General features: G+C 58.7%; 23 protein-coding genes and 2 tRNA genes. 22 read left to right on the top strand and 3 right to left on the bottom strand.

Annotated elements, in window-relative coordinates:
- The first annotated feature begins 3 nt into the window (after window positions 1-3).
- The gene (locus CKW24_RS17820) at window positions 4-438 is read left to right on the top strand and encodes a type II toxin-antitoxin system RatA family toxin (protein WP_095169481.1); all 435 of its coding nucleotides are present in this window, start codon (window positions 4-6) and stop codon (window positions 436-438) included.
- Complete coding sequence (locus CKW24_RS17815) at window positions 431-739, top strand: RnfH family protein (RefSeq protein WP_095169480.1); 309 nt, start codon at window positions 431-433, stop codon at window positions 737-739. Before CKW24_RS17820 ends, CKW24_RS17815 begins: the two co-directional genes overlap by 8 nt.
- A gap of 127 nt (window positions 740-866) precedes the next feature.
- On the opposite strand, the gene CKW24_RS17810 is transcribed toward CKW24_RS17815, so the two are convergent.
- On the bottom strand, window positions 867-1,391 hold the full coding sequence (locus CKW24_RS17810; protein ID WP_095169479.1) for an outer membrane protein assembly factor BamE: 525 nt from the start codon (window positions 1,389-1,391) through the stop codon (window positions 867-869).
- Between the two features lie 97 nt (window positions 1,392-1,488).
- Between CKW24_RS17810 and fur the strand changes: the two genes are divergently transcribed.
- The gene (gene fur / locus CKW24_RS17805; RefSeq protein WP_007920840.1) at window positions 1,489-1,893 is read left to right on the top strand and encodes a ferric iron uptake transcriptional regulator; all 405 of its coding nucleotides are present in this window, start codon (window positions 1,489-1,491) and stop codon (window positions 1,891-1,893) included.
- Window positions 1,894-1,967: 74 nt separating this feature from the next.
- On the opposite strand, the gene recN is transcribed toward fur, so the two are convergent.
- Complete coding sequence (recN, locus tag CKW24_RS17800) at window positions 1,968-3,641, bottom strand: DNA repair protein RecN (RefSeq protein WP_095169478.1); 1,674 nt, start codon at window positions 3,639-3,641, stop codon at window positions 1,968-1,970.
- Window positions 3,642-3,891: 250 nt separating this feature from the next.
- Between recN and grpE the strand changes: the two genes are divergently transcribed.
- The 8 genes from grpE to CKW24_RS17760 all read left to right on the top strand — a co-directional run bounded on the left by grpE (window position 3,892) and on the right by CKW24_RS17760 (window position 14,360).
- Window positions 3,892-4,458 (top strand): nucleotide exchange factor GrpE, encoded by a 567-nt coding sequence (gene grpE / locus CKW24_RS17795; RefSeq protein ID WP_095169477.1) that lies wholly within the window; start codon window positions 3,892-3,894, stop codon window positions 4,456-4,458.
- A gap of 102 nt (window positions 4,459-4,560) precedes the next feature.
- A complete protein-coding gene (gene dnaK / locus CKW24_RS17790) occupies window positions 4,561-6,477 on the top strand; it encodes a molecular chaperone DnaK (protein ID WP_095169476.1) in 1,917 nt (638 codons plus the stop codon).
- A gap of 297 nt (window positions 6,478-6,774) precedes the next feature.
- Window positions 6,775-7,899 (top strand): molecular chaperone DnaJ, encoded by a 1,125-nt coding sequence (gene dnaJ / locus CKW24_RS17785; RefSeq protein WP_095169475.1) that lies wholly within the window; start codon window positions 6,775-6,777, stop codon window positions 7,897-7,899.
- A gap of 10 nt (window positions 7,900-7,909) precedes the next feature.
- Complete coding sequence (gene dapB / locus CKW24_RS17780) at window positions 7,910-8,716, top strand: 4-hydroxy-tetrahydrodipicolinate reductase (protein WP_095169474.1); 807 nt, start codon at window positions 7,910-7,912, stop codon at window positions 8,714-8,716.
- Window positions 8,717-8,974: 258 nt separating this feature from the next.
- Window positions 8,975-10,111: a glutamine-hydrolyzing carbamoyl-phosphate synthase small subunit gene (gene carA / locus CKW24_RS17775; protein WP_095169473.1), complete on the top strand. Its 1,137-nt coding sequence runs from the start codon at window positions 8,975-8,977 to the stop codon at window positions 10,109-10,111.
- A gap of 121 nt (window positions 10,112-10,232) precedes the next feature.
- Window positions 10,233-13,454, top strand: a complete 3,222-nt coding sequence (gene carB, locus CKW24_RS17770; protein ID WP_095169472.1) for a carbamoyl-phosphate synthase large subunit — start codon at window positions 10,233-10,235, stop codon at window positions 13,452-13,454.
- Window positions 13,451-13,927, top strand: coding sequence for a transcription elongation factor GreA (gene greA / locus CKW24_RS17765; RefSeq protein WP_095169471.1), 477 nt, complete (start codon window positions 13,451-13,453; stop codon window positions 13,925-13,927). The genes carB and greA overlap by 4 nt, the downstream gene beginning before the upstream one ends.
- Before the next feature lie 28 nt (window positions 13,928-13,955).
- Window positions 13,956-14,360 carry an MFS transporter gene (locus CKW24_RS17760; protein WP_095169470.1) on the top strand — a complete coding sequence of 135 codons (405 nt, stop codon included), beginning with the start codon at window positions 13,956-13,958 and terminating at the stop codon, window positions 14,358-14,360.
- A 9-nt stretch (window positions 14,361-14,369) separates the two neighbouring features.
- Here CKW24_RS17760 and CKW24_RS17755 read toward each other — a convergent pair whose 3' ends face one another.
- Window positions 14,370-14,678 (bottom strand): YhbY family RNA-binding protein, encoded by a 309-nt coding sequence (locus CKW24_RS17755; protein ID WP_095169469.1) that lies wholly within the window; start codon window positions 14,676-14,678, stop codon window positions 14,370-14,372.
- Between the two features lie 101 nt (window positions 14,679-14,779).
- Here CKW24_RS17755 and rlmE point away from each other — a divergent pair, with 101 nt between their 5' ends.
- The 11 genes from rlmE (at window position 14,780) to infB (ending at window position 25,917) form a co-directional block, all read left to right on the top strand.
- On the top strand, window positions 14,780-15,409 hold the full coding sequence (rlmE, locus tag CKW24_RS17750) for a 23S rRNA (uridine(2552)-2'-O)-methyltransferase RlmE (protein ID WP_095169468.1): 630 nt from the start codon (window positions 14,780-14,782) through the stop codon (window positions 15,407-15,409).
- 202 nt (window positions 15,410-15,611) lie between these two features.
- Window positions 15,612-17,522: an ATP-dependent zinc metalloprotease FtsH gene (gene ftsH / locus CKW24_RS17745; RefSeq protein ID WP_095169467.1), complete on the top strand. Its 1,911-nt coding sequence runs from the start codon at window positions 15,612-15,614 to the stop codon at window positions 17,520-17,522.
- Between the two features lie 8 nt (window positions 17,523-17,530).
- Entirely contained in the window at window positions 17,531-18,382 is an 852-nt protein-coding gene (gene folP / locus CKW24_RS17740) for a dihydropteroate synthase (protein ID WP_095169466.1), read from the top strand.
- Window positions 18,383-18,398: 16 nt separating this feature from the next.
- Window positions 18,399-19,736: a phosphoglucosamine mutase gene (glmM, locus tag CKW24_RS17735; RefSeq protein WP_095169465.1), complete on the top strand. Its 1,338-nt coding sequence runs from the start codon at window positions 18,399-18,401 to the stop codon at window positions 19,734-19,736.
- Between the two features lie 66 nt (window positions 19,737-19,802).
- Window positions 19,803-20,558 carry a triose-phosphate isomerase gene (gene tpiA / locus CKW24_RS17730; RefSeq protein WP_095169464.1) on the top strand — a complete coding sequence of 252 codons (756 nt, stop codon included), beginning with the start codon at window positions 19,803-19,805 and terminating at the stop codon, window positions 20,556-20,558.
- A gap of 4 nt (window positions 20,559-20,562) precedes the next feature.
- Window positions 20,563-20,946 (top strand): preprotein translocase subunit SecG, encoded by a 384-nt coding sequence (gene secG / locus CKW24_RS17725; protein WP_095081642.1) that lies wholly within the window; start codon window positions 20,563-20,565, stop codon window positions 20,944-20,946.
- A 22-nt stretch (window positions 20,947-20,968) separates the two neighbouring features.
- A tRNA-Leu gene (locus CKW24_RS17720) sits at window positions 20,969-21,054 on the top strand.
- 96 nt (window positions 21,055-21,150) lie between these two features.
- A tRNA-Met gene (locus tag CKW24_RS17715) sits at window positions 21,151-21,227 on the top strand.
- A 138-nt stretch (window positions 21,228-21,365) separates the two neighbouring features.
- Window positions 21,366-21,824 carry a ribosome maturation factor RimP gene (gene rimP, locus CKW24_RS17710; protein WP_159987310.1) on the top strand — a complete coding sequence of 153 codons (459 nt, stop codon included), beginning with the start codon at window positions 21,366-21,368 and terminating at the stop codon, window positions 21,822-21,824.
- 59 nt (window positions 21,825-21,883) lie between these two features.
- The gene (nusA, locus tag CKW24_RS17705; protein WP_071485563.1) at window positions 21,884-23,365 is read left to right on the top strand and encodes a transcription termination factor NusA; all 1,482 of its coding nucleotides are present in this window, start codon (window positions 21,884-21,886) and stop codon (window positions 23,363-23,365) included.
- Window positions 23,366-23,391: 26 nt separating this feature from the next.
- On the top strand, window positions 23,392-25,917 hold the full coding sequence (gene infB, locus CKW24_RS17700) for a translation initiation factor IF-2 (RefSeq protein ID WP_095169462.1): 2,526 nt from the start codon (window positions 23,392-23,394) through the stop codon (window positions 25,915-25,917).
- Window positions 25,918-26,076: the final 159 nt, after the last annotated feature.

The raw sequence follows: 26,076 nt of genomic DNA, 5'->3' as shown, positions 1-26,076 counted from the left end.
GACATGACGACCCATATTCAACGTTCGGCCCTGTTGCCGTATCCGGCGCAAGCGCTTTATGACCTGGTCAATGACGTGGCGCGTTATCCGGAGTTCCTGCCCTGGTGTTCCGAGGCCAAGGTGATGGAAAGCTCCGCCGAGCATATGCGTGCCAGCGTCGGGGTGGCCAAGGGTGGGCTCAGCCAGCATTTTGTTACGCGTAACACGCTGGTGCCTGGGCATTCGATCGAGATGAACCTTGAGGAAGGGCCTTTCACCCAGCTGCATGGCCTCTGGGTGTTCAAGCCCTTGGGCGAGAAGGCCTGCAAGATCAGCCTGGACCTGACGTTCGACTACGCCGGGCCGATTGTGCGGGCGACACTGGGGCCGCTGTTCAACCAGGCTGCCAATACCCTGGTGGATGCGTTCTGTCAGCGGGCCAAGCAACTGCATGGTTGAGTCGATGATGGACGTCGAGGTGGTGTATGCCGCCGTTGATCGTCAGGTGTTGCTGGCGGTTCAGGTGCCTGCGGGGTGTAGTGTGCGTTCGGCACTGCAGTTGTCGGGGATAGCCGGGGAGTTTGCGGAGCTGGATCTGGCGAGTTGTGCTGTGGGTATTTTTGGCAAGGTGGTGGTTGATCCTGAGCACTGCCTGGTTCGGGCGGGGGATCGGATTGAGATTTATCGGCCGTTGTTGGCTGATCCCAAGGAGGTTCGTCGGTTGCGGGCGGCTAAGGCGGCGCGGGCTAGGGGGGATTGAGGTTTTTTTGGGGGGTATATTCGTTGTTGCGGTAACGGCCACCTAGGGCTTCGCCCTTACGGCGAGGCACTTTTGACACGCAATAAAAAAGCCCGGCATGCCGGGCTTTTTCTTGTGTCGCATAATGTTACTGCGTGGTGTCCAACGGCTCTGGTGTTGGTACGGGTACGGTTTCTACGCCGTCGACGTCTTTCTGGATCTGGTCCAGTAGCGAGCCTGGCTTGACCGGCTTTTCTGGTTTTGGCTGTTCGACGTTTTCCACTGGGGCGGACACGCTGGTGCCGCTGTCCTTGCCCATCAGGGCTTCATCACGGCTTACGCCAGGCATGAAGTCGCCCGACAAGCTGACGAGTTGGTCGTCTGGATTGAAGATAACGCTGATGCGTTCCTGTTGGCGTTCACCGCCGCCAGGCTGCAGGCTGTACAGGTAATCCCAGCGATTGGCATGGAACGTGTCGGTCAGCAGAGGGTTGCCCATGATAAACCGTACTTGCCGACGGGTCATTCCCGGGCGTAACTGGTCTATCATGTCCTGCGTGACGACATTGCCCTGCTGGATGTCGATTTTGTAAACCCCGGGGAATGAACAACCGGCGAGTGCGAGCAGTCCCACGAAGGTGAAACTGGTTAGCAAGAGCTTGGTGTTTTGCATCGGTGGGCGACTTCCACTATCTTGGCTGGGACAACGTAAACGCCGATCATACCCGCATTAAGAGAAGCTGCGAAGCAGCATCGCGAGAAAGCTGACCATGGTTGAAAATAGCGAACTACGCAAAGCCGGCCTTAAAGTGACCCTGCCACGGGTCAAAATTCTGCAAATGCTCGATTCCGCCGAGCAGCGTCACATGAGTGCCGAGGATGTCTACAAGGCACTGATGGAAGCTGGCGAGGATGTCGGTCTGGCCACGGTTTACCGTGTACTGACTCAATTCGAAGCCGCTGGTCTTGTGGTCCGTCATAACTTCGACGGCGGCCACGCGGTCTTCGAACTGGCTGACGGCGGTCACCACGACCATATGGTCAACGTGGATTCCGGTGAAGTGATCGAATTCTTCGACGAAGAAATCGAAAAGCTTCAGAAGGCGATCGTCGAGAAGCACGGTTTCGAGTTGGTGGATCACAACTTGGTGCTGTACGTACGTACTAAAAAGTAAGCATGTCGCGCGGACTCAGGTCCGCGAAACGAACGAAGGCGACCCAAGGGTCGCCTTCGTGCTGTCTGGCCGATTCAACTTTTGGCCGTTACCACCATTTTTTTCGCGTGAGCCAGGGATTCCTTGGTCAGGTCGATACCCCCCAGCATTCGAGCTACTTCTTCTATTCGCTCGTTCTTGCTCAGTTTGGATACCGCAGTGCGCGTGGCTTGGTCGCCGCGTACCTTGTGCACAAACAGGTGTTGATGCCCCTGGGAGGCCACCTGCGGCAGGTGCGTGACCGTCAGGACCTGGCCGCGCTCGCCAAGGCGGCGCAGCAGTTGGCCGACAATTTCCGCGGTCGGGCCGCCGATGCCCACGTCCACTTCGTCGAACACCAGGGTCGGTATGCGCGAGGTTTGCGCGGTGATCACCTGGATGGCCAGGCTGATGCGCGACAGCTCGCCACCCGAGGCGACTTTCGCCAGCGCCTTGAGCGGTTGCCCGGGGTTGGCGCTGACCAACAGTTCCACCTGCTCCAGGCCATTGGGCAGCAGCTCGGCGCTGGTGTTGGCGCGTAGTTCGATGCTGAAACGCCCGCCCGGCATGCCCAGGCGCTGGATTTCCTGTTCGACGGCGTGGGCCAGGCTGGAGGAAGCCTGGTGGCGCAAGTCACTCAGTTCCCGGGCTTTCTCTTGGTAGTGGCGGGCGAAAGCCCCCAGTTCTTCGCTGAGGCGCTCGATGGACTCATCGTTGGCATTCAGGGTTTCGAGCTCGTCCAGCAGGCGTTGCTGGAGGTCGGCTACCTCGGTTGGCTGGATCCGGTGTTTGCGTGCCAGGGTATAGATGGTGTCCAGGCGCTCTTCGAGTTGTTGCAGGCGTGCCGGATCGGCGTCGAAGTTGTCGAGGAACCGGTTCAGTTCGCCGACTGCTTCTTCGACCTGGATCTGCGCACTGGTGAGCAAGTTGGTGGCTTCACCCAGGGCGTTGACCGAGTTGTTGACGCTGGACAGGCGATTGAGGCTGGCAGTCAGGGCGTTCAGCACATTACCGGAATCACTTTCGCTGCACTGCTCGACCACCTGTCGGCAAATGCCCAGCAGGGTTTCTGCGTTGGTCAGGTTTTTATGCTCTTGCTCAAGCTGCTCCAGCTCGTTGTCGCCGAGGCCGAGGTTTTCCAGCTCTTCGAGTTGATAGCTGAGCAACTGGTGGCGAGCGCGCTGTTCGTCGCCGGAGTTGGACAGGCGTTCGAGTTCCTGGCGGGTCTGGCGCCAGCGCTGGGCGGCGAGTTGGACCTGGCGGGCCAGGTCGGTGGCGCCGGCATACTCGTCCAGCAGGCGGCGATGGGTATCGGTCTTGAGCAGTGACTGGTGCTCGTGCTGGCTGTGGATGTCGATCAGCAGTTCGCCGAGGGCCTTGAGGTCGCCAAGGGGGCAGGGCGTGCCGTTGATGTAGCCGCGCGAGCGACCCTCGGCGGTGATGACCCGGCGCAGGATGCACGGGCCGTCGTTGTCCAGGTCGCGCTCGGCGAGCCAGGTGCGGGCTTCCGGGATATCAACCAGGTCGAAGGTGGCGAGGATGTCGGCCTTTTCCGCGCCCGGGCGTACCACGCCGCTGTCGGCGCGATCGCCCAGGGTCAGACCCAGGGCGTCGAGCATGATCGACTTGCCGGCGCCGGTTTCCCCTGTGATCACGCTCATCCCGCGATCCAGTTCGAGATCGAGATGTTCAACGATGGCGTAGTTGTGTACGGACAGGTGCACCAGCATAAAGGCCGCTCCCAGGCTTAAGGTCTGGTTATTTATACAGTAGTTTATTTGCCCCTGACAATGCCCTCGTTTAGCTCGATTTGCTTGGTGTCGGTGTTTTTTTAAAACCTGGCGCCAGGCCAATTCAGCGGTTTTTGTGTGGGTAATGCGCTTCTGCACACGGCAGGCCCTTGAACCTGCAAATTGCGACCCCATATACCGGAACAGAAGCGCGAGTCGAGTTCGCGCACGATTTTGAAAGGAGAAATCTATGGCTGACGAACAGACGCTGGATACGCAAAATCTAGACGCCAATCAGGCTCCCCAAGCATCGGGTGAAGACCTGGTGGCTCGTGTACAAGTGCTCGAAGAGCAACTGGCTGGCGCTCAGGATCAGGCTTTGCGTGTTGCAGCTGATCTGCAGAACGTCCGCCGTCGCGCCGAGCAGGATGTAGAAAAGGCTCACAAGTTCGCGCTGGAAAAATTCGCTGGCGACCTGCTGCCGATCATCGACAGCCTGGAGCGCGGCCTGGAGTTGTCCAATCCGGACGACGAAAGCATTCGTCCGATGCGTGAAGGGATCGAGCTGACCCTGAAAATGTTCCAGGACACCCTGAAACGTTATCAGCTGGAAGCGATCGATCCGGAAGGTGAGCCGTTCAACGCCGAGCACCATCAGGCGATGGCGATGCAGGAAAGCGCCGACATGGAGCCCAACAGCGTGCTGAAGGTGTTCCAGAAGGGCTACGTGCTCAATGGTCGCCTGCTGCGCCCGGCCATGGTTGTGGTCAGCAAGGCCCCGGCGCCGGTTTCGCCCTCGATTGACGAGCAGGCTTGAAATCCGCCGCAAGGCCCCCATTTATAAGTCAAGCGTTTAAGTGCTACCGCAGTTAGCCACCACTGCTGCGGCAACCAAATCCAAAGTTTCGGGAGAGTTAACATGGGCAAAATTATCGGTATCGACCTGGGGACTACCAACTCCTGCGTCTCCATCCTTGAAAACGGCAACGTAAAAGTTATCGAGAACGCCGAAGGCGCGCGTACCACTCCGTCGATCGTGGCCTACGCCAACGATGGCGAAATCCTGGTTGGCCAGTCGGCCAAGCGTCAGGCAGTGACCAATCCGCACAACACCCTGTACGCGGTGAAGCGTTTGATCGGTCGTCGCTTCGAAGAAGAAGTGGTTCAGAAAGACATCCAGATGGTCCCTTACAAGATCGTCAAGGCAGACAATGCCGACGCTTGGGTTGAAGTGAACGGCCAGAAAATGTCGCCGCCACAGATCTCGGCTGAAATCCTCAAGAAAATGAAGAAAACCGCCGAAGATTACCTCGGCGAAGCAGTGACTGAAGCGGTGATCACCGTTCCAGCCTACTTCAACGACAGCCAGCGTCAGGCGACTAAAGACGCCGGCCGTATTGCTGGCCTGGACGTAAAACGCATCATCAACGAACCAACCGCAGCTGCACTGGCTTACGGTATGGACAAGGCCAAGGGCGATCACACCGTGATCGTTTATGACCTGGGCGGCGGTACTTTCGACGTTTCGGTGATCGAAATCGCTGAAGTCGATGGCGAGCACCAGTTCGAAGTACTGGCCACCAACGGTGACACGTTCCTGGGCGGTGAAGACTTTGACATTCGTCTGATCGACTACCTCGTCGACGAATTCAAGAAAGAAAGCGGCATGAACCTCAAGGGTGACCCGCTGGCCATGCAGCGCCTGAAAGAAGCCGCTGAAAAAGCCAAGATCGAGCTGTCTTCGAGCCTGCAGACCGACGTCAACCTGCCGTACATCACTGCAGACGCGACCGGTCCTAAGCACTTGAACGTGAAAATCTCCCGCGCCAAGCTGGAAGCGCTGGTAGAAGACCTGGTTCAACGCACCATCGAGCCTTGCCGCATTGCGCTGAAAGACTCGGGTATCGACGTTGGCGCGATCAACGACGTGATCCTGGTCGGCGGTCAGACCCGTATGCCTCTGGTGCAGAAGGCTGTTACCGATTTCTTCGGTAAAGAAGCCCGTAAAGACGTGAACCCGGACGAAGCGGTTGCCATGGGTGCTGCTATCCAGGGCGCGGTACTGGCCGGTGACGTGAAAGACGTGCTGCTGCTCGACGTCAGCCCGCTGACCCTGGGTATCGAAACCATGGGTGGCGTGATGACCGCGCTGATCGAGAAAAACACCACGATTCCTACCAAGAAATCGCAAGTGTTCTCGACTGCCGATGACAACCAGGGCGCTGTGACCATTCACGTGCTGCAAGGCGAGCGTAAGCAAGCTGCCCAGAACAAGTCCCTGGGCAAGTTCGACCTGGCTGAGATTCCACCAGCACCACGTGGCGTGCCACAAATTGAAGTGACCTTCGACATCGACGCCAACGGCATCCTGCACGTAGGCGCCAAGGACAAGGCCACCGGCAAGACCCAGTCGATTGTGATCAAGGCCAACTCCGGTCTGTCCGAGGAAGAAATTCAGCAGATGATTCGTGATGCTGAAACCAACGCCGACGAAGACCGCAAGTTCGAAGAGCTGGCGTCCGCCCGCAACCAGGGTGATGCGCTGGTGCACTCGACTCGCAAGATGGTCGCAGATGCTGGCGACAAAGTGACTGCCGAAGAGAAGGCTGCCATCGAAGCTGCAGTGGTTGCCCTGGAAGCCGCCGTCAAAGGCGACGACAAGGCTGCCATCGACGCCAAGGTCGAGGAGCTGTCGAAAGTCTCCGCGCCAGTGGCGCAGAAGATGTACGCCGAACAGGCTCAGCCAGCTGAAGGCGCAGCACCGCAAGGTGAATCGGCGCAAAAGGCTGACGACGTTGTCGATGCTGAGTTTGAAGAAGTTAAAGACCACAAGTAAGTTGTTGGTCGGCCGGTTGACTGCCTTTGTGCGGTGACTGGTAGGATGTCGCCGCGCGGGAGCTTGCTCCCGCGTTGGCGTGTCTGGAGTACACGAATTTTTACCGCGTGCGACAACGTTCGCCTGCGGATGGTATGGCCGGGAATGCTCCTGCTTTTCGAGCCGCAAGTACCGTATCGAATCAAAGACCAGGATCGTTGAATTGACGTGAGTTGGGTCCGGGCCTGTATTGGGGCTCAACGAGTTTGGCAAGGCTCAGGAGGGGTTTGCCGGACGTCCTTAAGAGTGCAAAGACTTATGGCAAAGCGTGACTATTACGAAGTGTTGGGTGTCGAGCGTGGCACGAGCGAAGCAGACCTGAAGAAGGCCTACCGTCGCTTGGCGATGAAGCATCACCCGGACCGTAATCCTGACGACAAAGCGTCGGAAGAAATGTTCAAGGAGGCCAACGAGGCCTACGAAGTACTGTCCGATTCCAGCAAGCGCGCGGCGTACGACCAGTATGGTCATGCCGGTGTCGACCCAAGCATGGGTGGCGGCGGTGCCGGTTTCGGCGGGCAGAACTTCTCTGACATCTTTGGTGATGTGTTCAGTGATTTCTTTGGTGGCGGTCGTGGCGGTTCCCGTGGCGGCGCGCAGCGCGGCAGCGACCTGCGCTACACCCTGGAGCTGAACCTGGAAGAAGCGGTGCGCGGCACGACCGTGAATATCCGGGTTCCGACGCTGGTCAACTGCCAGCCGTGCGACGGTTCGGGCGCGAAGAAGGGCTCCTCGCCCGTGACGTGCCCAACCTGCGGCGGTATCGGCCAGGTGCGCATGCAGCAAGGGTTCTTCTCGGTGCAGCAAACCTGCCCGCGTTGCCACGGCCAGGGCAAGATCATTTCCGACCCGTGCAACTCCTGCAATGGCGAAGGGCGTGTCGAAGAGTACAAGACCCTGTCGGTGAAAGTGCCGGCGGGTGTTGATACTGGTGATCGCATCCGCCTGTCGGGTGAGGGTGAGGCGGGGACCCAGGGTGGGCCGACCGGCGACCTGTACGTGGTGATCAACGTGCGCGAGCACTCGATCTTCCAGCGCGACGGCAAGCACTTGTTCTGTGAAGTGCCAATCAGCTTTGTCGATGCTGCCTTGGGCGGCGAGCTGGAGATTCCGACTCTCGATGGTCGGGTCAAGCTGAAGATCCCTGAGGGTACGCAAACCGGCAAGCAGTTCCGCGTGCGTGGCAAAGGCGTTGCGCCGGTGCGTGGCGGTGGTGCTGGCGACCTGATGTGCCGTGTGGCGGTCGAGACTCCGGTCAACCTGAGTCGTCGTCAGCGTGAATTGCTGGAAGAGTTCCGCAGCTCCCTGGCGGATGACAACAGCCACTCGCCGAAAACCACGGGTTGGTTCGAAGGCGTGAAGCGTTTCTTCGGCGACCTGTAAGGAATCTGGTATGCGACGTATAGCTGTGATGGGCGCTGCTGGGCGCATGGGCAAGATTCTGGTGGAGGCGGTGCAGCAGCGCGCACCGCTCACTGGCCTGACGGCGGCCATCGTGCGCCCTGGCAGCACGCTGATCGGCGTGGATGCCGGTGAGCTGGCGTCGCTGGGTCGGATCGGGGTATCCCTGGTGGGCAACCTGGAGGTCGTGGCGCAGGAGTTCGATGTGTTGATCGACTTCACGCTGCCGGAAGTCATGCTCAAGAACCTGGCGTTCTGCCGCAAGGCAGGCAAGGCCATGGTCATCGGCACGACGGGCCTGGACGCCGCGCAGAAGCAGGTGCTGGCCGAGGCGGGCAAGGATATTCCGATCGTGTTTGCGGCCAACTTCAGCGTCGGGGTCAACCTGTCGCTCAAGCTGCTGGATATGGCGGCGCGGGTGTTGGGTGATGATGCCGATATCGAGATCATCGAGGCTCATCACCGGCACAAGATCGATGCGCCATCCGGCACGGCGCTGCGCATGGGCGAGGTGATTGCCGATGCGCTGGGGCGTGACTTGCAGAAGGTCGCGGTCTACGGTCGTGAAGGCCATACCGGCGCTCGTGAGCGCGAGACCATTGGCTTTGCCACCGTGCGCGGTGGTGATGTGGTGGGTGATCACACAGTGCTGTTCGCCTGCGAGGGTGAGCGCCTGGAGGTGACTCACAAGGCTTCCAGTCGCATGACCTTCGCCAAGGGTGCGGTGCGTGCTGCGCTATGGCTCGATGGTCGCGAGCCAGGCCTGTATGACATGCAAGACGTGCTCGATTTGCGTTAAGATGTGCCCGAAATCGGGTTCGAGCCCTGCGCTCGAGCCTGTTTTTCCCCGCCAAGCGACGCCCTGTCGCATTCTCTAGCCTTTCAGGCTCATTGGCGGTAGACCAAAAATGCCTTTTTCTGTAAGCTACAGCTTTAGTGTGTCCACTAAAAGCGCGCAGAATAATTCAGTGAAGAAGCGGGGTGACGTGTCCATACGTCACTCCGCTTTTTTACAACCTGCGATCGCCCCTTCAGGCTTTATTTACGGGAGGTCTTCTTGACTAAGCCAGCCATACTCGCCCTTGCTGATGGCAGCATTTTTCGCGGCGAAGCCATTGGAGCCGACGGTCAAACCGTTGGAGAGGTGGTGTTTAACACCGCCATGACCGGCTATCAGGAAATCCTTACCGATCCTTCCTACGCCCAACAGATCGTTACCCTGACTTACCCGCATATCGGCAACACTGGCACCACGCCAGAAGATGCCGAGTCCGACCGCGTATGGTCTGCCGGCCTGGTCATCCGTGACCTGCCTCTGGTTGCGAGCAACTGGCGTAACACCATGTCCCTGTCCGACTACCTGAAAGCCAACAATGTGGTGGCTATTGCTGGTATCGACACCCGCCGCCTGACACGCATCCTGCGTGAGAAAGGCGCGCAGAACGGCTGCATCATGGCTGGTGACAATATCTCTGAAGAAGCCGCTCTGGCAGCAGCGCGCGGTTTCCCAGGCCTGAAGGGCATGGACCTGGCGAAAGTCGTCAGCACCAAAGAGCAATATGAATGGCGCTCGACTGTCTGGGACTTGAAAACCGACAGCCACGCGACCATCGAAGCCAGCGAGTTGCCCCATCACGTGGTGGCTTACGACTACGGCGTCAAGCTGAACATCTTGCGCATGCTGGTCGAGCGCGGCTGCCGCGTCACCGTGGTGCCAGCGCAAACCCCGGCGGCCGACGTCCTGGCCCTCAAGCCAGACGGCGTGTTCCTGTCCAACGGCCCGGGTGACCCGGAGCCTTGCGACTACGCGATCCAGGCGATCAAGGAAGTCCTTGAAACCGAGATCCCGGTGTTCGGTATCTGCCTCGGTCACCAACTGCTGGCCCTGGCCTCCGGTGCCAAGACCCTGAAAATGGGCCACGGCCACCACGGTGCCAATCACCCGGTCCAGGACCTGGACAGCGGTGTGGTGATGATCACCAGCCAGAACCACGGTTTTGCCGTGGACGAAGCGACCCTGCCAGCCAACGTGCGTGCGATCCACAAATCGCTGTTCGACGGCACCCTGCAAGGTATCGAGCGTACCGACAAGAGCGCCTTCAGCTTCCAGGGTCACCCTGAAGCCAGCCCTGGCCCGAACGACGTAGCGCCACTGTTCGATCGCTTCATCAACGAGATGGCCAAGCGTCGCTGAGCGCGGGCCTACTAGATGTAGCAAAGCCTGAGGGTGGCCACCGCTGCGGTGACCCCCTCAAGGCTTCACAGATTGAACAAGACGGCTTGCCGACTGACCTGCGGATTTGAGTGACAAACCCATGCCAAAACGTACAGACATTAAAAGCATCCTGATTCTCGGCGCTGGCCCGATCGTTATCGGCCAGGCCTGCGAATTCGACTACTCCGGCGCTCAGGCCTGCAAAGCCCTGCGCGAAGAGGGTTACCGCGTCATCCTGGTGAACTCCAACCCAGCCACCATCATGACCGACCCGGCCATGGCTGACGCCACCTACATCGAACCGATCAAGTGGCAGACCGTTGCCAAGATCATCGAGAAAGAGCGTCCAGATGCACTGCTGCCAACCATGGGCGGCCAGACCGCGCTGAACTGCGCCCTGGACCTGGAGCGCGAAGGCGTTCTGGAAAAATTCGGTGTGGAAATGATCGGCGCCAACGCCGACACCATCGACAAGGCTGAAGACCGTTCGCGTTTCGACAAGGCGATGAAATCCATCGGCCTGGACTGCCCGCGCTCCGGTATCGCCCACAGCATGGAAGAGGCCAATGCGGTCCTCGAGAAGCTGGGCTTCCCGTGCATCATCCGTCCGTCCTTCACCATGGGCGGTACCGGTGGCGGTATCGCTTACAACCGTGAAGAGTTCGAAGAAATCTGTGCCCGTGGCCTGGACCTGTCGCCGACCAAGGAACTGCTGATCGACGAATCCCTGATCGGCTGGAAAGAGTACGAAATGGAGGTTGTCCGCGATAAGAAGGACAACTGCATCATCGTCTGCTCGATCGAAAACTTCGACCCGATGGGCGTGCACACCGGTGACTCGATCACTGTTGCGCCAGCACAGACCCTGACGGACAAGGAATATCAGATCCTGCGTAACGCCTCCCTGGCGGTACTGCGCGAGATCGGCGTGGAAACCGGTGGCTCCAACGTGCAGTTCGGCATCTGCCCGGACACAGGCCGCATGGTTGTCATCGAGATGAACCCGCGTGTATCCCGTTCCTCGGCACTCGCTTCCAAGGCTACCGGCTTCCCGATCGCCAAGGTCGCGGCCAAGCTGGCGGTTGGCTACACCCTCGACGAACTGTCGAACGACATCACCGGCGGCAAGACCCCGGCGTCCTTCGAGCCGTCCATCGACTACGTCGTGACCAAGCTGCCGCGCTTCGCCTTCGAGAAATTCGCCAAGGCTGACGCGCGCCTGACCACGCAGATGAAGTCGGTTGGTGAAGTCATGGCCATCGGTCGGACCTTCCAGGAATCCCTGCAGAAAGCCCTGCGCGGCCTGGAAGTCGGCGTCTGCGGCCTGGACGAGAAAGTTGACCTGAGCAACCCGGAAAGCATGAGCGTGCTCAAGCGCGAGCTGACCGTACCGGGTGCCGAGCGTATCTGGTACGTGGCGGACGCAATGCGCTCCGGCATGAGTGTTGACGACATCTTCAGCATGACCATGATCGATCGTTGGTTCCTGGTGCAGATGGAAGATCTGATCAAGGACGAAGAGAAGGTCAAGACCCTGGGTCTGACCAGCATTGACCGCGACCTGATGTTCCGTCTCAAGCGCAAAGGCTTCTCCGACATGCGCCTGGCCAAGCTGCTGGGTGTGACCGAGAAGGCCCTGCGCCGTCACCGCCACAAGCTCGAGGTGTACCCGGTCTACAAGCGCGTTGATACCTGCGCGGCCGAGTTCGCCACCGACACCGCCTACCTGTACTCGACCTACGAGGAGGAGTGCGAGGCTGCGCCATCGGGTCGCGACAAGATCATGATCCTGGGCGGCGGTCCAAACCGTATCGGCCAGGGCATCGAGTTCGACTACTGCTGCGTTCACGCGGCACTGGCGCTGCGCGACGACGGGTACGAGACCATCATGGTCAACTGCAACCCGGAAACTGTTTCCACTGACTACGACACTTCCGATCGCCTGTACTTCGAGCCAGTGACCCTGGAAGACGTGCTGGAAATCGTCCGCGTCGAGAAGCCTAAAGGCGTGATCGTCCAGTACGGCGGCCAGACCCCGCTGAAACTGGCGCGTGCCCTTGAAGAGGCTGGCGTACCGATCATCGGCACCAGCCCTGACGCCATCGACCGCGCTGAAGACCGTGAGCGCTTCCAGCAGATGGTCGAGCGCCTGAATCTGCGTCAGCCGCCTAACGCTACCGTGCGCAGCGAAGACGAAGCCATTCGCGCCGCCGGCAAGATCGGTTACCCGCTGGTGGTGCGTCCGTCCTACGTACTGGGCGGCCGTGCGATGGAAATCGTCTACGAAGAAGAAGAGCTCAAGCGCTACCTGCGTGACGCGGTGAAAGTGTCCAACGACAGCCCAGTGCTGCTCGACCACTTCCTCAACTGCGCCATCGAAATGGACGTGGATGCGGTCTGTGACGGCACCGACGTGGTGATCGGCGCGATCATGCAGCACATCGAGCAGGCCGGCGTTCACTCCGGTGACTCCGCGTGCTCGCTGCCGCCGTACTCGCTGCCGGCGCACATCCAGGACGAGATGCGCGAACAGGTCAAGAAAATGGCCCTGGAACTGGGCGTGGTCGGCTTGATGAACGTACAGTTGGCGCTGCAAGGCGACGACATCTACGTGATCGAAGTCAACCCACGTGCTTCGCGTACCGTGCCGTTCGTGTCCAAGTGCATCGGTGTTTCCCTGGCCATGATCGCGGCTCGCGTGATGGCCGGTAAGACCCTGAAGGAAATCGGCTTCACCAAGGAAATCATTCCTAACTTCTACAGCGTGAAAGAGGCGGTGTTCCCATTCGCCAAATTCCCTGGCGTTGACCCGATCCTGGGCCCAGAGATGAAGTCTACGGGTGAAGTGATGGGCGTGGGTGACACCTTCGGTGAAGCGTTCGCCAAGGCCCAGATGGGCGCCAGCGAAGTGCTGCCGACCGGCGGTACCGCGTTCATCAGCGTGCGTGACGACGACAAGCCACTGGTTGCCGGCGTAGCGCGTGATCTGATCAGCCTGGGCTTTGAAGTGGTTGCCACTGCCGGGACAGCCAAGCTGATCGAAGCTGCTGGCCTGAAAGTGCGTCGTGTGAACAAGGTGACCGAAGGTCGTCCGCACGTGGTCGACATGATCAAGAATGACGAAGTCACGCTGATCATCAACACCACCGAAGGCCGTCAGTCGATCGCTGATTCCTATTCCATTCGTCGTAATGCCTTGCAGCACAAGATCTACTGCACCACTACCATTGCTGCTGGCGAAGCCATCTGCGAAGCGTTGAAGTTCGGTCCCGAGAAGACCGTGCGCCGCTTGCAGGATCTACACGCAGGATTGAAGGCATGATCAAATACCCAATGACCGTCCAGGGCGCGCGCGCCCTGGAAGAAGAGCACACTCACCTGACCAAGGTCGTACGTCCAAAGCTTAGCCAGGACATCGGTACGGCCCGCGAGCTGGGTGACTTGAAGGAAAACGCCGAGTACCACGCTGCCCGCGAGCAGCAGGGTATGGTCGAGGCGCGGATTCGTGACATTGAAGGCCGGATTCAGAACCAGGTCATCATCGATGTCACGAGCATCCCGCACACCGGCAAAGTGATTTTCGGCACTACCGTGGAAATCGCCAACGTCGAGACGGATGAGCGCGTTACTTACCACATCGTGGGTGAGGACGAGGCTGACTTCAAACTCGGCAAGATTTCCGTCGGTTCGCCCTTGGCCCGCGCCTTGATTGCCAAGGAAGAGGGTGATGTGGTGGCGGTCAAGACGCCTGGTGGCGTGATCGAGTATGAGATTGTCGAAGTCCGCCATATCTGAAGGCTGGCGCCCGCTGCGTGCGGGCGCCATGCTCTGGCAGCTGACCCAGATGTTGTGGGTTGGCGGCCTGTGGCTGCTGCATTTGGGTTTGCTGCCGGTGCTGGGCCAGATTGGCCTGGCGCCGCTGCTGATCAATGAAATTTCAAGCATGCTGAATACGCTGCTGGTGGGTTTTTCAGCGGCGTGCGTGGTTTCTCAGGTTTTGGTGCTGGTTCAGGCCAAGGGCCTTGTCAGTCTATGGCGCGATATTCGCGGGCAACTGCTGTTGATGGCGTTGTATGCAAGCACGATGTACCTGGTGGTACGCATGCAATGGCCGGAGGCGGAGCATTGGCTGTTGTTCAGCTACCTGGTGCTGGGGTTTTCCGGTTTGCTGCTGGTGCTGCAGCCGGTGCCAGGATGGGGTGGCAGGGTGCGCGAAGCACACCCTTGACCCGTTTCATCACTTGAAGCGGTGGACGTTCGACAGTTGCTTGTTTACGCTGAAGTTCTTGCGGTAAATCAGCGCCATCTTGCCGATGACCTGTACCAGGTCCGCCTTGCCGACCTTGCACAGTTCGGCAATGGCAGCCAGGCGCGATTCGCGATCGAGGATGTTGAGCTTGATCTTGATCAGCTCGTGATCGCCCAATGCGCGTTCCAGTTCGGCTAACACACCTTCAGTCAAACCGTTGTCAGCCACCGTCAAAACTGGTTTCAGATGGTGGCCAATGGATTTGTACTGTTTCTTCTGCTCTTGAGTGAGCGGCATAATCTGACCCTTTAGTCTGGATTCTGTAAAATGGCGGCCATTTTACCCGAGGGTGCGTGGATCCGCCCAATTAATCACGACCCTTATCATCGAGGTGCCCAATGGCGCGTTCCAAGACAAGCCTTGGTTGGCTGAAAAGACATGTCAATGATCCCTATGTGAAGCAGGCGCAGAAGGATGGCTACCGTTCGCGTGCCAGTTACAAGCTTCTGGAGGTCCAGGAGAAATACAAGCTGATCCGTCCGGGCATGAGCGTTGTCGACCTGGGTGCGGCGCCCGGTGGCTGGTCGCAGGTCACCAGTCGGCTGATCGGTGGTCAGGGGCGCCTGATCGCCTCGGACATCCTGGAAATGGACAGCATTCCGGACGTGACCTTCATTCAGGGTGACTTCACTCAGGACGCAGTGCTCGCGCAGATCCTTGAGGCCGTGGGTAATTCGCAGGTGGACCTTGTGATTTCCGATATGGCCCCCAATATGAGTGGTACGCCTGAGGTAGACATGCCAAAAGCCATGTTCCTTTGTGAGCTGGCGCTTGATTTGGCCGCCCGGATACTTAAGCCCGGTGGCAATTTCGTGATCAAGGTTTTTCAGGGTGAGGGGTTTGACGCTTACGTGAAGGACGCTCGTCAGAAGTTCGACAAGGTCCAGATGATCAAGCCGGACTCTTCCCGTGGCAGTTCCCGCGAGCAATATATGCTGGCTTGGGGCTACCGCGGCCGTAGTGAGTAAAACGAGGTTTTTTTGCGGGGCGATAGGTTTTTAGTATTTCGCCCCACAAGCAATAGCGAATATTGTGTAGTCAATGTTTCACAAAGGGTTACAGACGGCGCCTGCCAGAGCTGTAGGTAATGTAGTAAGTTAGGCCGGTGAATATCATGCGAAGCGCGCGCCAGTTGCGGAGCTTGCTTCAGAGGGTAGTTAATTGAACGATATGGCAAAGAATCTTATCCTGTGGTTGATCATCGCGGCTGTCCTGGTGACGGTGATGAACAACTTCTCCAGCCCTAACGAGCCACAGACCCTCAACTATTCCGACTTCATCCAGCAGGTCAAGGATGGCAAGGTCGAGCGCGTAGCCGTGGACGGTTATGTCATCACTGGCAAGCGCAATGATGGCGACAGCTTCAAGACCATTCGTCCGGCCATTCAGGACAACGGTCTGATCGGCGACCTCGTGGATAACCACGTGGTAGTCGAAGGCAAGCAGCCTGAGCAGCAAAGTATCTGGACCCAACTGCTGGTTGCCAGCTTCCCGATCCTGGTGATCATTGCCGTGTTCATGTTCTTCATGCGCCAGATGCAAGGCGGTGCAGGTGGCAAGGGCGGGCCGATGAGCTTCGGCAAGAGCAAGGCACGCCTGCTCTCCGAAGATCAGGTGAAAACCACCTTGGCTGACGTTGCTGGTTGCGACGAAGCCAAGGAAGAAGTCGGCGAGTTGGTCGAGTTCCTGCGTGACCCGGGCAAGTTCCAGCGCCTGGGCGGCCGTATTCCTCGTGGTGTGCTGATGGTTGGCCCGCCGGGTACCGGTAAGACCCTGTTGGCCAAGGCCATTGCTGGCGAAGCCAAGGTGCCGTTCTTCACCATCTCTGGTTCCGACTTCGTCGAAATGTTCGTGGGTGTGGGTGCCAGCCGTGTTCGTGACATGTTTGAACAGGCGAAAAAGCACGCACCTTGCATCATCTTCATCGACGAAATCGACGCTGTCGGTCGCCATCGTGGTGCTGGCATGGGCGGTGGTCACGACGAACGTGAGCAGACTCTCAACCAGTTGCTGGTGGAGATGGACGGCTTCGAAATGAATGACGGCATCATCGTCATTGCCGCGACCAACCGTCCGGACGTACTCGACCCGGCGCTGCTGCGTCCGGGCCGTTTCGACCGCCAGGTGGTGGTCGGCCTGCCAGATATCCGTGGTCGCGAGCAGATCCTCAAGGTTCACATGCGTAAAGTGCCAATGGGTGACGACGTCGCTCCAGCGGTGATCGCCCGTGGTACCCCGGGTTTCTCCGGTGCCGACCTGGCCAACCTGGTGAACGAGGCATCGCTGTTCGCTGCCCGTACCGGCAAGCGCATCGTCGAGATGAAGGAATTCGAACTGGCCAAGGACAAGATCATGATGGGCGCCGAGCGCAAATCCATGGTCATGTCCGAGAAAGAGAAGCGCAACACTGCTTATCACGAAGCGGGTCACGCAATTGTCGGTCGTGTCGTGCCTGAGCACGATCCGGTCTACAAGGTTTCGATCATTCCCCGTGGTCGTGCGCTGGGTGTGACCATGTTCCTGCCGGAAGAAGATCGCTACAGCCTGTCCAAGCGTGCGCTGATCAGCCAGATCTGCTCGCTGTATGGTGGCCGTATCGCCGAGGAAATGACCCTGGGCTTCGACGGTGTCACCACTGGTGCCTCGAACGACATCATGCGTGCCAGCCAGATTGCACGGAACATGGTGACCAAGTGGGGTCTGTCGGAAAAACTCGGTCCTCTGATGTACGCCGAAGAAGAGGGTGAGGTATTCCTTGGTCGTGGCGGCGGCGGTCAGCACGCCAGTTTCTCGGGTGAGACGGCGAAGCTGATCGACTCGGAAGTGCGCAGCATCATTGACCAGTGCTATGGCACCGCCAAGCAGATCCTGACGGACAACCGCGACAAGCTCGACGCGATGGCCGACGCACTAATGAAGTACGAAACCATCGATGCCGATCAAATCGACGACATCATGGCGGGCCGCACGCCGCGTGAACCGCGTGACTGGTCTGGTGGCACGGGCACTCCCGGTACGCCTCCTGTAGTCCAGGACGAGCGTCCGCAAACCCCTATCGGCGGCCCGGCTGCTGACGTCTAAGGTTTGAAATGACTCTTGTACAGTCCTCAACCCGGTTGCCTTGCGGCAACCGGGTTCTTGATTTGGCCCATACGCATGTCATGGGTATTCTCAATGTCACTCCTGATTCTTTCTCCGACGGCGGTCGTTTCAGTCAGCTCGATGCTGCCCTGAAGCACGCCGAGGCGATGGTGTCCGCGGGCGCTACCTTGATCGACGTCGGCGGTGAGTCGACTCGGCCAGGTGCGCGGGCGGTCTCGCCGCTGGAGGAGCTCGAGCGTGTAGCGCCGATTGTCGAGCGCCTGCACCGTGAACTAGATGTGATTATCTCGGTCGATACCTCCACGCCTGCGGTCATGCGTGAAACTGCGCGCCTGGGTGCGGGGTTGATCAATGATGTTCGCTCGCTGCGGCGCGACGGTGCGCTGGACGCTGCAGCAGCTACCGGCCTGCCGGTATGCCTGATGCATATGCTCGGCGAGCCGGGAGATATGCAGGATAACCCCCACTATGCTGATGTAACGCGCGAAGTCGCAGGATTTCTCGCCGAGCGCATGGCGCAGTGTGTTGCAGTCGGTATCCCGGTCGAGCGGATTGTTCTGGATCCCGGCTTCGGATTCGCCAAGAACCTGCAGCACAACTTGAGTCTGTTCAAGCATATGGAGGCCCTGCATGCATTGGGGCGCCCGCTGCTGGTTGGGGTGTCTCGCAAAAGCATGATAGGGCAGGCGCTTAATCGCCCGGTGGGCGAGCGACTGCATGGCGGCCTCGCGCTCGCAGCGCTGGCGATGGTCAAGGGTGCGCGAATCCTGCGTGTGCATGACGTCGCCGAAACGATGGATGTGGTACGGATGATCACAGCGGTAGAATCAGCCGAATAAGAACGATGGAGCACTTATGAGTAAAAAATATTTTGGCACCGACGGTATTCGTGGTCGGGTCGGTACCTACCCGATTACCCCTGACTTCATGCTCAAGCTCGGCTGGGCTGCTGGCATGGCGTTCCGGAAAATGGGCGCCTGCAAAGTCCTGGTGGGCAAGGACACGCGGATCTCGGGATACATGTTCGAATCGGCGCTGGAGGCCGGACTGACGTCTGCCGGGGCGGATGTGATGCTGCTGGGGCCAATGCCTACGCCCGCCATCGCCTACCTGACGCGTACCTTTCATGCTGAAGCCGGCATCGTGATCAGTGCTTCGCACAATCCTCATGACGATAACGGCATCAAGTTTTTCTCCGGACAGGGCACCAAGCTGCCGGACGACATCGAGCTGATGATCGAAGAACTGCTCGACACCCCGATGGTGGTAGTCGAGTCCAGCAAGATCGGCAAAGTGTCGCGCATCAACGATGCGTCCGGCCGCTACATTGAGTTCTGCAAAAGCAGCGTGCCGACCGGTACCAGTTTTTCCGGGCTGAAGATTGTCATCGATTGCGCCCATGGCGCGGTGTACAAGGTCGCGCCGAGTGTCTTTCGCGAGCTGGGCGCCGAAGTGGTGGTGCTCTCTGCACAACCCAATGGCCTGAACATCAATGACAACTGCGGCTCGACCCATATGGGGCAGTTGCAGGCTGCGGTCCTGGCCGAGCAAGCCGACCTGGGTATCGCCTTCGACGGTGATGGCGATCGGGTGCTGATGGTTGATCACACGGGTGCGATCGTCGACGGCGATGAGCTGTTGTTCATCATTGCCCGCGATCTGCACGAGCGTGGAATCCTGCAGGGCGGGGTAGTGGGCACGCTGATGAGTAACCTGGGGCTGGAGCTGGCCCTGGAAGAGCTGAAGATCCCGTTTGTGCGGGCCAATGTCGGTGACCGCTACGTGATTGCCGACCTGTTGGAGCGCGGCTGGAAGGTCGGGGGTGAAAACTCCGGGCATATCGTTTGCTTCAATCACACCACCACCGGTGATGCGATCATTGCTGCGTTGCAGGTGTTGATGGCCTTGAAAGATCGCGACGAAGGTCTCGCCCAGGCGCGCCAGGCGCTGCGCAAATGCCCTCAAGTATTGATCAATGTGCGCTTTGCGGGCGGGGTAAATCCTGTCGAGCACGCGGCCGTCAAGGAGGCGAGCGCCCGCGTTACCAAGGCAATGGCAGGGCGTGGTCGGGTCTTGCTGCGCAAGTCCGGTACCGAGCCGCTGGTGCGTGTGATGGTCGAAGGCGAGGATGAAACCCTGGTTCGTGGATACGCTGAAGAGCTGGCAAAACTGGTTGGTGAAGTTTCTGCCTGAATTCGGCTTGCCAGCAATGATGTGGTTGGGTAACATCTGCGCCCACTTTGACCGACGAGGTAAAGCATGCGTCGCCCTATGGTAGCTGGTAACTGGAAGATGCACGGTACCCGCGCCAGCGTCGCTGAGCTGATCGAAGGTCTCGGTGGTCTGGCCTTGCCGAGCGGTGTTGATGTCGCGGTATTCCCACCTTGCTTGTTTATCAACCAAGTGGTTGATGGCCTGGAAGGCAAGTCGATTTCGGTCGGCGCGCAGAATTCTGCGGTGGAAGCCATGCAAGGTGCACTGACGGGTGAAGTTGCGCCGAGTCAGTTGGTGGATGCAGGGTGTTCCCTGGTGCTTGTAGGGCACTCCGAACGCCGCCAGATAATGGGCGAGCGCGACGAGATGCTGATTCGCAAGTTCGCAGCGGCACAGGCATGTGGCTTGACTCCGGTGTTGTGTGTAGGGGAAACCCTCGAGCAGCGTGAAGCCGGACAAACTCTTGAAGTTGTCGGGCGTCAGCTGGACAGCATCATCGAGGAGCTGGGTGTTGGTGTCTTTGCCAAGGCAGTCATTGCTTACGAGCCGGTCTGGGCCATTGGCACCGGGCTGACTGCTTCGCCGCAACAAGCGCAGGATGTGCATGCAGCCATTCGCGCGCAGTTGGCGGCAAAGAATTCTGAAGTCGCACAAGGTGTGCGGCTTCTATACGGCGGCAGCGTGAAGGCGGCCAATGCGGTCGAACTGTTCGGCATGCCGGATATCGATGGGGGGCTCATTGGTGGGGCTTCCCTGAATGCAGATGAGTTCGGTGCGATTATTCGTGCCGCGGGAAACTGAGAAAATGCTGGAAACAGTCGTAGTCGTTTTTCATCTGCTGGGTGCATTGGGCGTAGTTGCTCTGGTATTGCTGCAGCAGGGTAAGGGTGCGGACGCTGGCGCGTCTTTCGGAGCAGGTGCTTCAAATACTGTGTTCGGAAGCCAAGGTTCCTCTACCTTTCTTAGTAAGTTTACTGCTATACTTGCCGCAGGTTTCTTCATAACCAGCTTAGGGTTAGGTTACTTTGCTAAAGAGAAAGCTCAACAGCTGACTCAAGTAGGTTTGCCAAACCCAGCGGTTCTTGAAGTACCAGTGCAAAAACCGGCTTCTGATGATGTGCCGGTGCTTGAAGAGCAAAAGTCGGCAACCAATGCGACTGACGTACCTCCAGCTCAAGAGCAAAAGTAAGAAGGGTTTCAAACGTAGTATTGCCGAGGTGGTGGAATTGGTAGACACGCAACCTTGAGGTGGTTGTGCCCATAGGGTGTAGGGGTTCGAGTCCCCTTCTCGGTACCAATTATCAGGAGAGCCCGCTGTTGCGGGCTTTCTTGTAGGTGGAAGGTTACATTGACCCTGTCAGGGATCGGTCGTATACTTCCGCCCCAGCTTTGTCGCGGGGTGGAGCAGTCTGGTAGCTCGTCGGGCTCATAACCCGAAGGTCGTCGGTTCAAATCCGGCCCCCGCAACCAGTTTCAGGAGCCCCTTTTAAGGGGCTTTTTGTTAGCTGGACACTTTCAACGCCGCTATTCGACGGCGTTTCAGGGATGGGCTTTTCGCCCATTTTTTTATTTTGCAAAGCATGCACATACATGCACGAGGGGGTTCAGGTGTCGAGCAAGCTAGAACAGTTGCAGGCCTTGCTGGCCCCGGTGGTCGTGGCCCTAGGCTATGAATGCTGGGGTATTGAGTTTTCGGCTCAAGGTCGTCACTCCATGTTGCGCGTTTATATCGATAAAGAGGGCGGCGTGCTGGTGGACGATTGCGCCATCGTCAGCCGTCAGATCAGCGGTGTGCTGGATGTTGAAGATCCAATCGCCGTTGAGTACACCCTTGAAGTTTCCTCGCCTGGCATGGAACGCCCGCTGTTCACTATTGAGCAGTTTGCAAAATTTGCCGGTGAACAAGTGAAGATCAAGCTGCGCTCGCCTTTTGAAGGTCGACGCAACTTTCAGGGCCTTCTGCGCGGCGTAGAAGAGCAGGACGTCGTGGTGCAGGTTGAAGACCATGAGTTCCTGTTGCCGATCGATATGATCGACAAGGCCAACATTATTCCCAGTTTTGACTGAGACGTGCCAGAAACTGCGGATCCCGCGGATCCAATGGCTTGCGAAAGGCGAGGCGTACGATGAGCAAAGAAGTACTGCTGGTTGTTGAGTCGGTATCCAATGAAAAGGGCGTACCGGCTAACGTAATTTTTGAAGCGCTGGAGCTGGCCCTGGCCACTGCTACCAAGAAGCGGTTCGAGGACGAAGTCGATCTGCGTGTGGAAATCAATCGCCACACCGGTGCTTACGAGACTTTCCGTCGCTGGACGGTCGTCGAAGAAGCAGACCTGGACGACCCGGCCATCGAAACCTGGCCGAGCAAGGTTGCGCAAACGCATCCGGGCGCCCAGGTAGGCGATGTCGTCGAAGAGAAGATCGAGTCGATCGAGTTCGGCCGTATCGCGGCACAGACTGCCAAGCAAGTCATTGTGCAGAAAGTTCGCGAAGCAGAACGCGCACAAGTGGTTGATGCCTATCGCGAGCGCCTGGGGGAAATCATCTCCGGGACCGTGAAGAAAGTCACCCGCGACAACGTGATCGTCGATCTGGGCAACAACGCCGAGGCGTTGCTGGCCCGTGAAGACATCATTTCTCGCGAAACCTTCCGGGTGGGCGTGCGTCTGCGTGCGCTGCTCAAGGAAATCCGCACTGAAAACCGCGGCCCGCAGTTGATCCTGTCGCGTACCGCGCCGGAAATGCTGATCGAGTTGTTCCGCATTGAAGTGCCGGAAATCGCTGAAGGCCTGATCGAAGTAATGGCTGCCTCCCGTGACCCGGGTTCGCGTGCCAAGATCGCAGTCCGCTCGAAAGACAAACGCATCGACCCGCAGGGCGCTTGCATTGGTATGCGCGGTTCGCGTGTCCAGGCAGTGTCCGGTGAGTTGGGCGGTGAGCGTGTGGATATCGTCCTGTGGGACGACAACCCAGCGCAGTTCGTGATCAACGCCATGTCCCCGGCTGAGGTTGCGGCAATTATCGTTGACGAAGATGCCCATGCAATGGACATCGCCGTTGGCGCAGACAATCTGGCTCAGGCCATCGGTCGCGGTGGTCAGAACGTGCGTCTGGCTAGCCAGCTGACTGGCTGGACCCTGAACGTGATGACCGAATCGGACATCCAGGCTAAGCAGCAAGCAGAAACCGGCGATATCCTGCGCAACTTCATCGACGAGCTGGAAGTCGACGAAGACCTGGCACAGGTGCTGGTAGATGAAGGCTTCACTAGCCTGGAAGAGATTGCCTACGTACCGTTGGAAGAAATGCTCAACATCGACGGCTTTGACGAAGACACCGTCAACGAGCTTCGCGCTCGGGCCAAGGATCGTTTGTTGACTAAAGCCATCGCTACTGAGGAAAAGCTGGCAGACGCCCATCCGGCCGAAGACCTGCTCTCGCTTGAGGGTATGGACAAGGATTTGGCGATGGAACTGGCGGTGCGCGGCGTAATTACCCGCGAAGACCTGGCCGAGCAGTCTATTGACGACCTGCTCGACATCGACGGCATTGACGATGATCGTGCCGGCAAGTTGATCATGGCCGCCCGAGCCCATTGGTTCGAGTAATAGGCGCGGCCTGAGGAGAGAAGTGCATGACGCAAGTCACGGTGAAACAACTGGCCGATGAGGTCAAAACACCGGTAGAGCGCCTGCTGCAGCAGATGCGTGAGGCAGGTCTGCCGCACACCGCCGCCGAGGAACATGTGACCGACAGTGAGAAGCAATCTTTGCTGACTCACTTGAAAAGCAGCCACAAGGCGAAAGTGGAAGAACCGCGCAAGATCACGTTGCAGCGTAAAACCACCAGCACCCTGCGTGTTGCTGGCAGCAAAAGCATCAGCGTTGAAGTACGCAAGAAGAAAGTCTTCGTACAGCGCAGCCCGGAAGAAATCGAAGCCGAGCGCAAACGCGAACTGGAAGAACGTCGCGCAGTAGAAAATGCTGCACGTCAGAAGGCTGAAGAAGAAGCCAAGCGCCGCGCCGAAGAAGAAGCGCGTCGCCAGCCTGCTGCTGCGCAAACCGCTACTTCCGGCGCTGTTGCAGCGCCTGCTGCGGCTGCCGAGCCAGTGCGTGAGAGCGCACCGGTGGCTGCTGCTCCAGCACCGTCTGCTGACGTTCGCAACAAGCAGAACGAACAGCGCCGTCCGGACAAACCACGTGCAGACGACAACAGTCGTCGTGGCAGTGGCGATGGTGAGCGCAAAAACGCTCCGCATCGTGCTTCGGTCAAGGAAAAAGCGCCTGCTCCACGTGTTGCGCCACGTACTACCGACGAAGAAAGCGACAGCTTCCGTCGTGGTGGTCGCGGCAAGGCCAAGCTGAAAAAACGCAACGCCCACGGTTTCCAGAGCCCAACCGGCCCTGTCGTGCGTGAAGTGAAGATCGGCGAGACCATCACTGTGGGCGATCTCGCCCAGCAGATGTCGGTCAAGGCTGCTGAAATCATCAAGTTCATGTTCAAACTGGGTACTCCAGCGACCATCAACCAAGTGCTTGATCAGGAAACTGCTCAACTGGTTGCTGAAGAGCTGGGCCACAAAGTGACCCTGGTCAGCGACACCGCCCTGGAAGATTCCCTGGCTGAGTCCCTGAAGTTTGAAGGCGAGACCTTCTCCCGTGCGCCAGTCGTGACCGTAATGGGCCACGTTGACCATGGTAAGACCTCGCTGCTCGACTACATCCGTCGTGCCAAGGTAGCTGCGGGCGAAGCCGGCGGTATCACCCAGCACATCGGTGCATACCACGTTGAAACCGAACGCGGCATGGTCACCTTCCTTGACACCCCTGGTCACGCCGCGTTTACCGCCATGCGTGCCCGTGGTGCCAAGGCGACCGACATCGTGATCCTGGTAGTTGCAGCGGACGACGGCGTGATGCCGCAGACCATTGAAGCTGTCCAGCACGCCAAGGCCGCTGGTGTTCCTCTGGTCGTTGCAGTGAACAAAATCGACAAGCCGGGCGCCGATCTCGATCGCATCCGTAGCGAACTGTCGGTTCACGGCGTGACGTCGGAAGAGTGGGGCGGTGATACGCCATTCGTTTCGGTTTCGGCGAAAGTCGGTACCGGTGTAGACGAACTGCTCGAAGCCGTCCTGCTGCAAGCCGAAGTTCTCGAACTGAAAGCAACCCCATCGGCCCCAGGTCGCGGTGTTGTGGTTGAATCGCGTCTCGACAAAGGTCGTGGCCCGGTTGCAACCGTTCTGGTTCAAGACGGTACCCTGCGCCAAGGCGACATGGTCCTGGTCGGTTCGAACTATGGCCGTGTACGTGCCATGCTCGACGAGAACGGCAAGCCAATCAAGGAAGCCGGTCCTTCCATCCCTGTCGAGATCCTCGGCCTGGACGGTACCCCGGACGCTGGCGACGAGATGAGCGTGGTTGCCGACGAGAAGAAAGCCCGTGAAGTGGCTCTGTTCCGTCAAGGCAAGTTCCGTGAAGTCAAACTGGCTCGTGCTCACGCAGGCAAGCTGGAAAACATCTTCGAGAACATGGGCCAGGAAGAGAAGAAGACGCTTAACATCGTCCTCAAATCTGACGTTCGTGGTTCGTTGGAAGCGTTGAACGGCGCCTTGAACGGCCTGGGTAACGACGAAGTGCAAGTGCGTGTAGTGGGTGGCGGTGTCGGTGGTATCACCGAGTCCGACGCCAACCTGGCACTGGCCTCCAACGCTGTACTGTTCGGCTTCAACGTGCGTGCCGATGCTGGCGCGCGCAAGATCGTCGAGCAGGAAGGCCTGGATATGCGTTACTACAACGTGATCTACGACATCATCGAAGACGTCAAGAAGGCCCTGACCGGCATGCTTGGCAGCGACGTCCGGGAGAACATCCTGGGTATTGCTGAAGTCCGCGACGTGTTCCGTTCGCCGAAGTTTGGCGCGATCGCCGGTTGCATGGTTGTTGAAGGTATCGTGCACCGTAACCGTCCAATCCGTGTACTGCGTGAAGACATCGTTATCTTCGAAGGCGAGCTGGAATCCCTGCGCCGCTTCAAGGATGACGCTTCCGAAGTACGTGCTGGCATGGAATGCGGTATCGGCGTGAAGAGCTACAACGACGTCAAAGTCGGTGACAAGATCGAAGTCTTCGAGAAGGTTCAGGTTGCTCGCAGCCTCTAACTCGCGCACTTCAAGAGCCGTGATGGGCAGCCGCATGCAAATGCACGGCGCATCGCCCGGACTCTAAACGCAACGCCCGGTCTGGCTTCTGTCAGGCCGGGCGTTTGCCGCTTTCAGACCACACGGGTTTCACCGTGAGGCAGTAACAGGTAACAAGAC

This window comes from Pseudomonas sp. Irchel 3H3 (assembly GCF_900187635.1).
Taxonomy (GTDB): domain Bacteria; phylum Pseudomonadota; class Gammaproteobacteria; order Pseudomonadales; family Pseudomonadaceae; genus Aquipseudomonas.
This window is presented reverse-complemented; position numbering and strand designations above follow the sequence as displayed.

Bases quoted from the DNA above. Each gene is read 5' to 3' on its own strand.
- CKW24_RS17820 (WP_095169481.1), top strand. From the start codon at position 4: ATGACGACCCATATTCAACGTTCGGCCCTGTTGCCGTATCCGGCGCAA.
- CKW24_RS17815 (WP_095169480.1), top strand. From the start codon at position 431: ATGGTTGAGTCGATGATGGACGTCGAGGTGGTGTATGCCGCCGTTGAT.
- CKW24_RS17810 (WP_095169479.1), bottom strand. From the start codon at position 1,391: ATGCAAAACACCAAGCTCTTGCTAACCAGTTTCACCTTCGTGGGACTG.
- fur (WP_007920840.1), top strand. From the start codon at position 1,489: ATGGTTGAAAATAGCGAACTACGCAAAGCCGGCCTTAAAGTGACCCTG.
- recN (WP_095169478.1), bottom strand. From the start codon at position 3,641: ATGCTGGTGCACCTGTCCGTACACAACTACGCCATCGTTGAACATCTC.
- grpE (WP_095169477.1), top strand. From the start codon at position 3,892: ATGGCTGACGAACAGACGCTGGATACGCAAAATCTAGACGCCAATCAG.
- dnaK (WP_095169476.1), top strand. From the start codon at position 4,561: ATGGGCAAAATTATCGGTATCGACCTGGGGACTACCAACTCCTGCGTC.
- dnaJ (WP_095169475.1), top strand. From the start codon at position 6,775: ATGGCAAAGCGTGACTATTACGAAGTGTTGGGTGTCGAGCGTGGCACG.
- dapB (WP_095169474.1), top strand. From the start codon at position 7,910: ATGCGACGTATAGCTGTGATGGGCGCTGCTGGGCGCATGGGCAAGATT.
- carB (WP_095169472.1), top strand. From the start codon at position 10,233: ATGCCAAAACGTACAGACATTAAAAGCATCCTGATTCTCGGCGCTGGC.
- greA (WP_095169471.1), top strand. From the start codon at position 13,451: ATGATCAAATACCCAATGACCGTCCAGGGCGCGCGCGCCCTGGAAGAA.
- CKW24_RS17760 (WP_095169470.1), top strand. From the start codon at position 13,956: ATGCTCTGGCAGCTGACCCAGATGTTGTGGGTTGGCGGCCTGTGGCTG.
- CKW24_RS17755 (WP_095169469.1), bottom strand. From the start codon at position 14,678: ATGCCGCTCACTCAAGAGCAGAAGAAACAGTACAAATCCATTGGCCAC.
- rlmE (WP_095169468.1), top strand. From the start codon at position 14,780: ATGGCGCGTTCCAAGACAAGCCTTGGTTGGCTGAAAAGACATGTCAAT.
- ftsH (WP_095169467.1), top strand. From the start codon at position 15,612: ATGGCAAAGAATCTTATCCTGTGGTTGATCATCGCGGCTGTCCTGGTG.
- folP (WP_095169466.1), top strand. From the start codon at position 17,531: ATGACTCTTGTACAGTCCTCAACCCGGTTGCCTTGCGGCAACCGGGTT.
- glmM (WP_095169465.1), top strand. From the start codon at position 18,399: ATGAGTAAAAAATATTTTGGCACCGACGGTATTCGTGGTCGGGTCGGT.
- tpiA (WP_095169464.1), top strand. From the start codon at position 19,803: ATGCGTCGCCCTATGGTAGCTGGTAACTGGAAGATGCACGGTACCCGC.
- secG (WP_095081642.1), top strand. From the start codon at position 20,563: ATGCTGGAAACAGTCGTAGTCGTTTTTCATCTGCTGGGTGCATTGGGC.
- nusA (WP_071485563.1), top strand. From the start codon at position 21,884: ATGAGCAAAGAAGTACTGCTGGTTGTTGAGTCGGTATCCAATGAAAAG.
- infB (WP_095169462.1), top strand. From the start codon at position 23,392: ATGACGCAAGTCACGGTGAAACAACTGGCCGATGAGGTCAAAACACCG.